We start from the raw sequence: 12274 nt of genomic DNA on the forward strand, positions 1-12274 counted from the left end.
CCCCTGTACTGAAAAAGCCCCGCCTGCAGTGATGCAGGCGGGGCTTTTTTGTGGGCGTTGCTTTGGGTTCAGGTGTGCGTTGCGCGCTTGGATGGCCGGTACAGCAACAGGCAATACAGCCCGAGGCAGATCAGCCAGCAGAAAATCGCCGTCCACACGTTATGGGAAAAGAAGTGTGCGCCTTGCATCATACGGCTGACGGAAAAGACGCTGCCCAAGCCGACGGCGAAGATGAATGCATAGCGCGCCATGCGCGGCTGCCTGTCCCGCAGTGCAAAAAACAGCGCGAACAAGGCGAACCCGGTGGCGGCATGACCGCCTGGCCAGCAGCGCCCGGGTTTATCGGTGGGCGGGCGAGGGCTCAGCAGTTTGCTGTAGGTCTCCTGACCGCCGAACTCTTGGACGCTCCATGGGCACTGGACGCCGGTGATGGTTTTCAGCGGAGAGACAAACGCCGTCGCCAGCCCGAGTGAGAGCACCAGGCAGCCCAGTTCGCGGCGATAGGGTTTGAGCCGTTGGAGGACAAACGTGCCGACAAATCCCAGGATCGCCAAGACCGAGAACAGGATGACCAACTCTTTGGCGCGGTCATGCAGGATGTCTTCGAGGAAGAAACTGTAACGCCCGATGAAACCGCCCTCCGCGCCGTTGTAGAACAGCTTGGCGAGGTCCATGTCCAGCGAGGTTAGCTCCAGCAACAGCAATAGAAGCGCAGCGCCGCCAGGGATGCCGAGGCATAGCCATAAGTTGAGAGGTTTGGAAGCCGGTACGGCGGGAGTGGTTCGCATGGTGAACCCTGGTGAAACAGTCCCGTACTGACCTGTACGGGACGTTTTGGTTAGCGCGTGCTCAATGCCGGGGCCTCTTCCTTGGGCGCCCTCCAGCTCAGCAACTGTTGTTTGAAGTCATAACTGGCAGCCTGGTAGTAGCTGATCGCCCGCTGGATCAACGGATCATCGCTGCCGACGCGCAGCTCTTTGCTTTCACCCAGGGCTTGGTCGTGTCGGCGTAGGCCCAGGCGCGGGCTGAGAATGGCCAGGTCCTTGCCGTCGAACAATCCCAGGTGCTGGTAGTTACCGACCACGACCCGAGGTGGCAGTGGGTTTTCCTGCAGCAGGTTACGGCCAAAGAACGTTGATTCGTAGCTCAGGTTGAGCAGGCCCAGCAGCGTAGGCGCCAAGTCGATCTGGCTGGCCAGTTGCGCGCTTTCTCGTGGGTCGATCAGCTTGGGCGCATAGATGAATAGCGGAATCTGGTAGTTGGTGATGGGCAGATCTTCTTTACCTGCGCTGCCGGCGGTGTGGTCGGCGACGAAGATGAAGATCGTGTTATCGAACCAGGGTTTTTGACGGGCGGCTTCCAGGAATTGGCCGATGGCATGGTCGGTGTACTTCACGGCGCCGTCGCGGCCATTCCCGGATTTGATGTCGATGCGCCCATCCGGGTAGGTGTAGGGGCGGTGGTTGGAAGTGGTCATCAACTGCAGCAAAAATGGCTGCTGCTTGGCGTAGTCGGTGTCGGCCAGTTTCAGGGTTTGTTTGTACAGGTCCTCGTCAGCCATACCCCAGGCGTTCTTGAACGAGATTTCCGACTCGGGCACGCTGCTCTGGTCCACGACGCGATAACCGTTACCGCTGAAAAACGCGTTCATGTTATCGAAGTACCCGCGCCCGCCGTACACGAACACGCTGTCGTAACCGACGGCCGTGAGTTGCTGCCCCAGGCTGGCGAAGCCGCTTTCACGACCAATGCGCTTGACGATCGAGCGCCCGGGCGTAGGGGGGATCGCCAGGGTAATTGCTTCCAGGCCACGGTCGGTGCGGGTGCCGGTGGCATAGAAGTTATTGAAATACAGGCTCTGTTTGCGCAGTGCATCCAGGTAAGGCGTGAGGTTGCGTTCGTCGCCGTTGCTGCCCATGTATTTGGCGCTGAAACTTTCGATAGTCACCAGCACGATATTGGGTTTGCGCGGCGTCCCCGGGTTGGTGATGGCGCGGCGAATATCCAGCGGGTCCTGACCGATAAAACGGGCGTTGGGCTCGCTGAGTTCGGTGCGCATTTGCTGGGCAACGACGTCCGTTGGCAGGGTTTTGTAGAACTGCGGGTAATCCAACTCATTATTACGGAAGGCGGCAAAGAACTGATACGGGCCATTGCTGGCCAGTTCGTTCTTGTAAGCGTTACCGCCCTGGGCGCGCGGGCTGTCTTGGCTGATCAGTTGCAGGCTCAGCCCGGTCACGATCAGCAGGCCCAAGGCATTCGCCAGCCGGCCACGCATTGTCGGCAGCGGGGCGCTCATCGCCGCGTTGAACGGCTTGCGCAAGGCCAGGCTCAGCACAATGGCCAGCATGGCTAGCAGGCTCAGCAGTTTGCCGATCGGATAGGACTCCAACAGGTTGTTCAACACCTCATCGGAATACACCAGATAGTCAACGGCAATAAAGTTGAAGCGCACGCCGAACTCATCCCAGAACAGCCACTCGGCCACCGAGGTAAACAGCATGGCGAACAGGCTGACGGTGAGCACCGCCTGCAGGAACCAGCGGTGACCGCGACGGCGCCACAGCGCGGGTGGGCATAGCAGCAAATACAGCCCCAGCGGCAGTGCTGCATAGGCCAGGAAACCCAGGTCGTACAGCAGGCCCACGCCAAACACCGGCAGCAGGTTGCCGCCGACTTCATCCAGGTGGGTGATGAGCAGTACGCTGCGAGTGAGCAGGAAAATAAACAGCCAGGCACCGGTTACCAACAGCAAATAGCGCATTGGCGCCATCTTGAGAAACCCCATGTCAATGTTCCTTATATCAATGGGAGGCGATCTTCTGCCTGACACTGTAGTCAGTTTGTGAAGCTATAGTGAAAAACTTGTTCAACTCCTTACAAGGTTGAAAACCTTTATCGTCGTACCTCTCAGCTCTATCCCTTAGCCACACTTGGCCTTAAGCTGCGCGAGCCAACACGGCCGTTACCGCGTACGGAGACACTGCCCATGCGAATTCTATTGGTTGAAGACAACCGCGATATTCTGGCCAACCTGGCCGACTACCTGGGGCTAAAAGGCTACACCGTGGACTGTGCGCAGGACGGTTTGTCGGGCTTGCACCTGGCCGCAACCGAGCACTACGACTTGATCGTGCTCGACATCATGCTGCCTGGCATCGATGGCTACACCTTGTGCAAACGCCTGCGTGAAGACGCCCGCCGCGACACGCCGGTGATCATGCTCACCGCTCGCGACCAGTTGGATGACCGGTTGCAGGGCTTCAAGTCCGGCGCCGACGATTATTTGCTCAAACCGTTTGCCCTGTCGGAATTGGCCGCGCGTATCGAAGCCGTGCTGCGGCGTGCCCAAGGTGGCGGCCGTCGCGCCCTGCAAGTGGCCGATCTTAATTACGACCTCGATACCCTAGAAGTTACCCGCGAAGGGCGCCTGCTCAAACTCAACCCGGTCGGCCTGAAGCTGCTCGCGGTCTTGATGCAGAAAAGTCCCCACGTACTGCGTCGGGAAGTGCTTGAAGAGGCGCTGTGGGGCGATGACTGCCCGGACAGCGACAGCCTGCGCAGCCATGTGCACCAGTTGCGGCAAGTGATCGATAAGCCGTTCGCCAAACCGCTGCTGCAAACGGTGCATGGTGTGGGTTACCGCTTGGCCGAGGGCCGTGATGGAGTTTAAGCAAAGCCTTGCCCAGCGGATCATCATCGCCTTTGCCTTGATGAGTGCGTTGGTGGCGGGCGCCTTCGCCATGGGCATCGTCGCGACCGTGCACCTGGTGGAAGAGAAGTTGATCTCGGCAGGCTTGGGCGGTGACTTGCAGCGCCTGCTGCTGATGGACACCGTTGAGGACTGGCGGCACCGGCCCGAGCCCGATCAGCTGTTTTACTTCAGCGGTGGCCCCGGCGATTTTGAATTGCCCAAGGACCTGCGCCATCTGGAGCCAGGGTTTCATGAGGTGTTTCGGGAGGCGCTGTCGTACCACGCCATGGTCGAAGTAGTCGACGGTCGGCGCTATGTGCTGCTGCAAGATCAAAGCGATTTCGAAGAGCGCGAGCGCGTGCTGTTTGCCGTGGTGTTGGTGGGCTTCGTGCTCAGCCTGGCGCTGGCGGTGTTCCTCGGTTGGGTGCTGGCCCGTAAGGTGATGGCGCCGGTGGTGCGCCTGGCTCGTCAGGTGCGCCACCGTGACCAGTTGCTTGGCCTGGCGCCGCCCCTGGCGCCCGACTATGCCGCCGACGAAGTCGGGGAGTTGGCCGTGGCCTTCGACGCCACGCTGGGGCGCCTGCGTCAGGCATTGTCACGCGAGCAGTTGTTTACCAGCGATGTCAGCCACGAACTGCGCACGCCCCTGATGGTGCTGGCCAGTTCCTGCGAACTGCTACTGGAAAACCCCGCGATCGATCAGCGTGGGCGTAACCAGGTCGAGCGAATCGCCCGTGCCTGTGAAGAAATGCGTGAACTGGTCCAAACCTTCCTGATGCTCGCCCGTGCCCAACATGACGATGGCAGCATGTCGCCCAAGGTCAACCTGTCGCAGGTGGCTGATGATCTGCTTGGCATTTGGCGCGAGCCCATTGAGCACAAGGGCCTGGAGTTGATCTACCAACCGGGCAACCCTTTGGATACCCGCTACAACGCGACCTTCCTGCATGCCGTGATGGGCAACCTGTTGCGCAATGCGCTGCATTACACCGAACGCGGTTTTATCCGGCTGACCCTGGAGCCTACCGGGTTTGTGGTGGAAGACAGCGGCGTCGGCATTCCCGAAGATAAGCGCGAAGCGATGTTCGAGCCGTTTGTCCGCGGCAGTGAGAAGCGCGGTGAGGGCCTCGGATTGGGTTTGTCACTGGTCCAGCGCATCTGCGAGAACCAGGGCTGGAGCGTTACCCTCAGCACTGTGGAACCCAATGGCTGTCGCTTTCATGTTCAGTTGAGTCAGGTCAACGCCTGACCGTTTCCCCTGCCGTTATCCTGCCAGAGATCGCCGTAATTCGGCGAAGATGGCCCCATGATATTGCTTGTATCTGTAAAGTCTTGAAATATATGAGATTGGACAGGACAAGTTTTTCACAATGGGTTGACCTGTTGATCACAGGACGCTGCTTAATGTTGTAGGCATCAGCAACAGGAGATCCGTTGATGCCTACCCCGATCAAACTCGAATTTTCCGACAAGTACGACGACGAACACGCCCACGAATATTTGCTCAAGCATCAGGACAATTTGGCCCGCCGCTTGTCCCACAAGCGCGACGAACAATTGGCCCGTGGTGCGTTGGCGATGGCGGGTGAGCCTAGCCTGGTGCTGGACTTGCCGTGTGGTGCGGGGCGCTTCTGGCCGTTGCTGGCGGAAAAACCCAACCGTGTGATTATTGGCGCCGACAATTCCGCGTCGATGTTGAAGGTCGCAACCGCCGCCCAACCGGCGGATGTGGTGAAACGGGTACGACCTTTGCAGACATCTGCCTTTGATATCGATTTGCCGGATAACTCGGTCGATAGCATTTTCTGTATGCGCCTGTTGCACCACATTGGTGATCCGGCGCACCGACTGGCGATATTGCGGGAGTTTCAGCGTGTTACCCGCGACAGTGTGATCATTTCGCTGTGGGTCGATGGCAATTTCAAAGCCTGGAAACGCAAACGCCTTGAAGGGCAGCGACGCAAGAACGGTGAGCAAGAAGGTTACCAAAACAGATTTGTGTTACCAGCTGCTACTGTTGAAGCAGAATTTGAGCAAGCGGGTTTCCGTGTTCAGGATTCTCTGGATTTCATCCCGCTGTACGCCATGTGGCGAGTGTATGTATTGCGCAAGAGGTAAGAGCATGGCAGTTGAGTGCGTAGCAGGCAGTCACGTAGCTCCCGAAGAAAGATTTGATTATTTCTGGCGCCAACAAGGCGAGTGGGTCGAAGAGCCCAATCGTCGTCGCGGCGGTGAAAGTGGTGTGCAGCGAGTGATGAGCGCCAATGGGCGTCTTCTCTACAGCAAGCGCCAGACTGGCCACATCTACCGCAGTTGGCTGCACCCCTTTGGGCGCCCCACGGTGCTGCGCGAGCGTGATGCCCTCAAAGGGCTGCGCTTGCTGGATGTGCGGGTGCCGGAGTTGGTGTTCTGCGAGGCGCGCCGCGATGCTGAGCACCAGTGGCAGGCGTTGCTGGTCACCGCGTCCCTAGACGGTTTTGACGAAATTGAAAACTGGTACTCCGCGGGTGGCCGTGAACGCTACGGCGAATTAGTCCACGAGCGCGTACTCAAGGAATTGGCCTGCACCCTGGCACGTATGCACAAGGGGCGTTGGCAGCACGGTTGCCTGTACATCAAGCATATCTTTGTAAGGGTGACGGGCGAGGGCGACGCGGCCAACGTGGAAGTGGCACTGCTGGATTTTGAGAAGTGCCGCCAGCGCATTACCGCTCATAAGGCAGCGTCCCACGACATGCTGCAACTGCGCCGCCATTCGTCGTGGAACGATAGCGACTGGGCAAAACTCAGCTACTTTTACGAGACGGCGTTTGGCAGCGCTATCAAGGGTTTAACCAAATGAAGCTAGAAATAGCACGAGGTGTGTTTCTGGTGGGGGCGTTAGGCGTTGCAGCCTTGGCCCTGGCCGCGTGGGAACAGCCTCGCACACAGGTACTCAGTGCGACGCAGGACGGGGCGCAATGCCTGTTGCCGCGCGTCGTCAAGGCGAGTGTGGCGGCCAAGCCTGATCACGAGTTGCTCCTGTTCATGTTTGGAATGTCTCAAGGGATGAGGCCGCAGAGTTGAAACGATTTAAACCACCCCGAAAGGGCCTTGCGATGCGAGGCCCTTTTTTTTGCTTCAAGCCTTATCCGGTTTGGCCAGGAGGGTATAAGCGCAGGGCAGTACAAACAGCGTAAACAACGTACCGATCGACATCCCCGTCGCAATCACCATCCCGATATCAAACCGGCTGACGGCACCCGCCCCGGTCGCGAAAATCAGCGGCACCATGCCGAACACCATGGCGGCTGTGGTCATCAGCACTGGTCGCAGGCGAATCGATGCGGCTTCCTCCACGGCTTGTCGGGGCGTGAGGCCCTTGTCCTTACGCAACTGGTTGGCAAATTCCACGATCAGAATGCCGTGCTTGCTGATCAAGCCGATCAGCGTTACCAACCCCACCTGGGTGTAGATGTTCATGCTCGACCAGCCCAGGAACAGCGGAATCAGCGCCCCACAGATCGACAACGGCACCGTCACCAGGATCACCAACGGGTCACGGAAGCTTTCGAACTGCGCCGCCAACACCAGGAAGATAATCGCCAGGGCCAGGCCAAAGGTTACCCACAGCGCCGAGCCTTCCTGAATAAATTGTCGGGACGCACCGCTGTAGTCGAACGCATAGCCGGGCGGGGTTTCTTCAATGGCGATCTGGCGCACGGTGTCGATGGCCTCGCCCATGCTCACGATCGGAAAGCCTGATATCAGCGCCGAGTTGAGTTGCTGGAACTGGTTCAACTGGCGCGGTCGGGCGCGGTCGGTGAGTGTGATCAGGGTCGACAGCGGCAACAATTCACCCTGGGTGTTTTTCACGTAGTAGTTGTTCAGCCAGTCGGGGTTATCGCGGTAGGCCCGTTCTACCTGAGCGATCACCTTGTAACTGCGCCCATCAAGGGTGAACCGGTTGATCTCCGCCTCCGCCAGCAGGGTTGCCAGGGTGCCGCCGAGGTCTTGCATCGACACACCCATCTGCGCCGCCTTGGCGCGGTCGATATCCACCACCACTTCGGGTTTGTCGAAGGCCAGGTCAATGTCGACAAAGGCAAACTTGCCCGACTCCATCGCGCGCTTTTTCACGCGGTTGGCCACTTCCAGCAACGACTCATAGTCATTGGCGGTGTTGATCACAAAGCCAAACGGCAGGCCCTCACCCGTGCCGGGCAGGGACGGCAGGTTGAAGCCGAACACTTGCAGGCCGGGAATCTGCTCGAGGCGATGCTGCACCTCGGGGAGGATTTGCATCTGGGTCCGGTCACGCTCGTTCCACGGCTTGAGCAGGAAACCGCCGATGCCCGATTGCACGCCGTTGAAGCCATTGATCTGGAACGACGAGTAGTACTCCGGAAACTCCTTGAAGATGTTGATGAACTCGTCGGTGTAGGTGTTGAGGTAGTCCAGGTTGGTGGGCTGCGGCGCGCTGGCAATCATGAAGATGATGCCCTGGTCTTCGTCCGGGGCCAGTTGCGACTGGGTGAACTTGAGGAACACCGGGATCAGGCACAGCACGATCAGCGCAAACACGATCACCACCGGCCGCGTATTCAGTGTGCCGTGGAGCATGCGTTGATAGCGCCGCTTGAGTCTGTCAAAAATCCGGTCGAGGCGATGAGCCAGGCCGCTCGGGTTTTCATCGTGGCGCAACAGCAGGGCGCACATCATCGGTGACAGGGTCAGGGCGACAATGCCGGAAATGATCACCGCCCCGGCCAGGGTCAGGGCGAACTCCTTGAACAGCGCCCCGGTGAGCCCTTCGAGAAAACCAATGGGCGCATACACCGCGGCCAACGTGATGGTCATGGACACCACCGGCAGGGCAATTTCCCGAGCGCCTTCCAGCGCCGCATCCAATGGCGTCTTGCCTTCCTCGATATGCCGGTGGATGTTCTCCACGACCACGATGGCATCGTCCACCACCAGGCCGATGGCCAATACCATCGCCAGCAGCGTCAGCAAGTTGATCGAATAGCCCATCAATTGCATGAAAAACAGCACGCCGATCATCGACAGCGGGATGGTGATCACCGGGATCACCACCGAGCGCAACGCGCCGAGGAACAGGAACACCACCACGATGACGATCAGTACCGCCTCAAACAGGGTCTTGACCACTTCGTTGATGGAGGCCTGGATAAATAGCGTGGCGTCGTAGGCAATTTCTGCCTTGAGGGTGGGCGGCAGCTGGGCTTCCAGCTCTGGCATGATCTTGCGCACTTCCTTGATCACCTCCAGCGGGTTGGCGCTGGGGGTAGCCTTGATGCCGATGTACACCGAGGGCGTACCGCCAAACGAGCTGATGGCGTTGTAGTTTTCCGCGCCCATTTCTACGCGGGCCACGTCCCGCAGCAGCACACGGCTGTCACCGTCGGTTTTAACGGCGATGGCGCCAAAGGCTTCAGCGGATTTGAGGTCGGTGTTGGCGTTGATGCTGGTCACCACGAACTCACCCTTCACCTCGCCGGCGGCGGACAGGAAGTTGTAGCGGCGCACGGCGTCGGTGATGTCGCTGGCGCTGAGGCCGAAACCGGCGAGCTTGACCGGGTCCAGCCAGATACGCATGGCGAACACCTGATTGCCGAGGATCTCCGCTTCTGCCATGCCCGGCAGGGTGGCGAGCTTGGGCTGGATGACGCGAGACAAGTAGTCGGTGATCTGCGGGTTGCTCAGTTGCTGGCTGGAGAAACTGATGTACATCAGCGCCGAAGCGTCGGCCGCCTCTTTGCTCAACACCGGGTCTTCGGCGTCTTGTGGCAGTTTGTTTTTTACCTCATTGGCTTTGGCCAGCAACTCGGTAAACAAGCGGTCGCTGTTGGCGCCGATGCGCGCGTAGATGGAAATCACCGAAAAGTTCTGGCGACTCACCGACGTCATGTAGTCGATGCCCTCGGCGCTGGCCAGGCTTTGCTGCAACGGCTGAGTGATATAGCCCTGGATGGTTTCGGCGTTTGCACCGGGGTAGGCGGTGGTCACCGTTATCAGGGCGTTTTCCATGGTCGGGTATTGGCGCAGCGGTAACTTGCTGTAGGCCTGCAAACCCAGCAGCACGATGAGCAGGCTGACCACCATGGCCAGCACCGGACGGCGGATAAAGGCATCTGTGAACTTCATGGCTCAGTGCCCTGCCGGCAGGTTTTTGTCCGGACTGATGGCGATGGGCGTGCCGTTATCCAGCTTGAGCTGACCGGCGCTGACCACCTGCTCACCGGCGCTCAAGCCCTTGCTCACCAGCACCAGGCCGCCGCGTCGTTCGCCGGTCTCGACAAAGCGTCGCTCGGCGATCAGCAGCGGTTGGCCATTGGCGTCCTTTTCCAGCGCGCCGCTCTCGTTCTTCTTCTCGGCCACGGCGTACACCGAGTTGCCGTAGAGGGTGTAGGTAATTGCGCTTTCCGGCACCACGATCTGTGCGGTGGGGTTGGGCAGCAAGACGTCGAGGCTGGTGAACATGCCGGGCAGCAGTGTGTTGTCCGGGTTGGCCAGGGTGGCGCGCACCAGGACATTGCGTGTGCTGTCCTCGACCTTGGGGTTGATTGCGCTGATGCGACCGGGGAATTGCTGCCCGGGGTAGGCTGAGACCTGCACCTGCACGGTTTGGCCGATGGCGACCTTGGGCACCGCGTGCTCGGGGATATAGAAGTCGACATACAGGCTGCTGATGTCCTGCAAGGTGGCGATCACCGTGCCGCTGGCCAGGTAGTCGCCCACGTCCACCTGGCGAATGCCGATGGTGCCGCTGAACGGCGCGACAATATGCTTCTTCGCCAGCGAGGCCTTGAGCTGGTTGACCGTGGCTTTGTTCTTTTGCAGTTGCGCGGACAGGCGGTCGAACTCGCCTTTGGAAATCGCCTGGCTGCCCACCAACTGGCTGCCGCGTCCGTAGTCCAGCTGGGCCAGGCCCAAGTCGGCCTGGGCAGTTTCCAGCAGCGCGCTTTCTACGGCGCTGTCCAGTTGCACCAGGGGTTGCCCGGCCTTGACCTTCTGCCCGGATTCGAACTGCACGTCTTTGACCGTTCCCGCAATTTCCAGGCTCAGGTTGACGCCTTGCAAAGCCTTGAGCGTGCCCACCGACGGTAGGCGTTGCTGCCATGGCTGCTCGACAGCGGTGGCGACGGCGACACTCACGGGCGGCTTGGGTTTGGAAAAGACCTGGATCTGCTGATAGATGGAAAAGGCTTTATAGCCCGCCAGCAGCAGGACGATTAACAGGACGACACCCAACATGATCAGCATGCGACGGCGCAGCATATTCCGGTTCCTTGGAAAAACTGAGACAGACGAAAACAGACAAGCTCGAAACATTACTCCGAGTGTAGTGGGGATTCCAGACGGTATTTTTGACAGGTCAACGGCCCTGTAATAGCCCGACTTGCAGGCGATGGCGCCTTCAAGCCCTGCGGCGATTTGAAGTACACCATCGCCGGCAAATCGGGCGACTACAGGGGGATGTCAGATCAAGTGGAGATGGTTGTCCCAGAGCCCTGCTGGTAATTCCAGCGGTTTGGCGACCAACTGTTTCTGGCGGCAATCGTAGTAGCGGCAACGGCCTTGGCCGGAGGTGACGACAAACCCATCCTCTACTGCACCGACCCCTGCGCAATCGGGTAACGGACCATCAAGATGCAGTTCGCCGCTGTCCATGTCCCAGATAAAGAAGCGATTGCCACGTGGCGCCGTCAATGCCACCAGGCGCAACTCGCTGTGCACCGCGACGCTGGCGGTGTAATGCCCCATGGCCTGCAATTGCTCGTCTGCCACTGGAAACGCCACGAACGGTTGCCCCGGACGCTTGATCGCCAGCAACTCGGAACGCTCCTGGGACGGTCCCATGAACTGCTGCCCGGTAAGGATGGTGCCATCGCTGGCGATGCCCATATGGCGCACGCTGTTCATCTGCTGGGCCAGGGTTTCCTTGCTGATGAGCGTGCCATCGCGCTGCATCAACACCAGGCTCGGCTCCATGGCATTGAGGTTCATCTCCACGCGGCTTTCGGCTTCGGTGCGAATGCCGCCATTGGCCACGATCAACGTCTCGCCGTCGGGCATCCACGACACCTGGTGCGGGCCAATGCCGTGGGTGGAAAGTTCGCCGCTGTGCACCAGCCGCTCGCCTTCGAACTTATACACACCGAGCAAGCCACGGCCGGGGTCTGACGTATCGTTCTCGGTGGCGTACAGCCAGTCGCCGCTCTTGTGAATCACCGCATGGCCGTAGAAGTGGCGATTGGTGTTCGAGGTGATGGTTTGCAGCAGCGCGCCATCACGCAGGTCGATCAGGTAACTTTCGGTGCCTGGGCGACGGGCGACGAACAACGCAATCGGCAGTGTCGGGTGGTTGATGATGTCGTGGCAGCGCTGGCCGACCTGAGTGGCAAACACTTGCTTGCCGTCCAAGTGATAGCCCACGGCGTAGTGCTTGCCGTCTGCATCATCGCGCGCCGACAGCAGCAGCGGCCCCTTGTCTTTCTGCTTGAACAACGTCCAACCACCCAGCGTGAGTGCGCTGAGCAGTACGCTGCCAACCGCCAAAGCCTGTCGCCTGAGCAT

General features: G+C 59.5%; 10 protein-coding genes. 5 read left to right on the forward strand and 5 right to left on the reverse strand.

Annotation, left to right across the window (positions count from 1 at the left end; genetic code table 11):
* Nucleotides 1-68 precede the first annotated feature (68 nt).
* Together ACKZ62_RS05180 and ACKZ62_RS05185 are read right to left on the reverse strand one after the other, a co-directional pair.
* A complete protein-coding gene (locus ACKZ62_RS05180) occupies nt 69-788 on the reverse strand; it encodes a phosphatase PAP2 family protein (RefSeq protein ID WP_122756113.1) in 720 nt (239 codons plus the stop codon).
* A gap of 50 nt (nt 789-838) precedes the next feature.
* Nucleotides 839-2788 (reverse strand): LTA synthase family protein, encoded by a 1950-nt coding sequence (locus ACKZ62_RS05185; RefSeq protein WP_447096404.1) that lies wholly within the window; start codon nt 2786-2788, stop codon nt 839-841.
* 201 nt (nt 2789-2989) lie between these two features.
* On the opposite strand from ACKZ62_RS05185, the gene colR reads away from it, so the two are divergent.
* The 5 genes from colR (at nt 2990) to ACKZ62_RS05210 (ending at nt 6760) form a co-directional block, all read left to right on the forward strand.
* On the forward strand, nt 2990-3673 hold the full coding sequence (gene colR / locus ACKZ62_RS05190; RefSeq protein WP_027605482.1) for a two-component system response regulator ColR: 684 nt from the start codon (nt 2990-2992) through the stop codon (nt 3671-3673).
* A complete protein-coding gene (locus tag ACKZ62_RS05195) occupies nt 3663-4943 on the forward strand; it encodes a sensor histidine kinase (protein WP_095185791.1) in 1281 nt (426 codons plus the stop codon). The genes colR and ACKZ62_RS05195 overlap by 11 nt, the downstream gene beginning before the upstream one ends.
* A 188-nt stretch (nt 4944-5131) precedes the next feature.
* Nucleotides 5132-5812: a class I SAM-dependent methyltransferase gene (locus tag ACKZ62_RS05200; RefSeq protein WP_032890833.1), complete on the forward strand. Its 681-nt coding sequence runs from the start codon at nt 5132-5134 to the stop codon at nt 5810-5812.
* Between the two features lie 4 nt (nt 5813-5816).
* A complete protein-coding gene (locus tag ACKZ62_RS05205; RefSeq protein WP_032890835.1) occupies nt 5817-6536 on the forward strand; it encodes a lipopolysaccharide kinase InaA family protein in 720 nt (239 codons plus the stop codon).
* Nucleotides 6533-6760: a hypothetical protein gene (locus ACKZ62_RS05210; RefSeq protein ID WP_032890836.1), complete on the forward strand. Its 228-nt coding sequence runs from the start codon at nt 6533-6535 to the stop codon at nt 6758-6760. Before ACKZ62_RS05205 ends, ACKZ62_RS05210 begins: the two co-directional genes overlap by 4 nt.
* A gap of 54 nt (nt 6761-6814) precedes the next feature.
* Here ACKZ62_RS05210 and ACKZ62_RS05215 read toward each other — a convergent pair whose 3' ends face one another.
* From ACKZ62_RS05215 to ACKZ62_RS05225, 3 genes are all read right to left on the reverse strand, one after another.
* Nucleotides 6815-9841 carry a multidrug efflux RND transporter permease subunit gene (locus tag ACKZ62_RS05215; protein ID WP_447096405.1) on the reverse strand — a complete coding sequence of 1009 codons (3027 nt, stop codon included), beginning with the start codon at nt 9839-9841 and terminating at the stop codon, nt 6815-6817.
* Nucleotides 9842-9844: 3 nt separating this feature from the next.
* Nucleotides 9845-10975 carry an efflux RND transporter periplasmic adaptor subunit gene (locus tag ACKZ62_RS05220; protein WP_442116802.1) on the reverse strand — a complete coding sequence of 377 codons (1131 nt, stop codon included), beginning with the start codon at nt 10973-10975 and terminating at the stop codon, nt 9845-9847.
* A 201-nt stretch (nt 10976-11176) separates the two neighbouring features.
* A complete protein-coding gene (locus ACKZ62_RS05225) occupies nt 11177-12274 on the reverse strand; it encodes a DUF1513 domain-containing protein (RefSeq protein ID WP_447096939.1) in 1098 nt (365 codons plus the stop codon).

This window comes from Pseudomonas sivasensis (assembly GCF_052938085.1).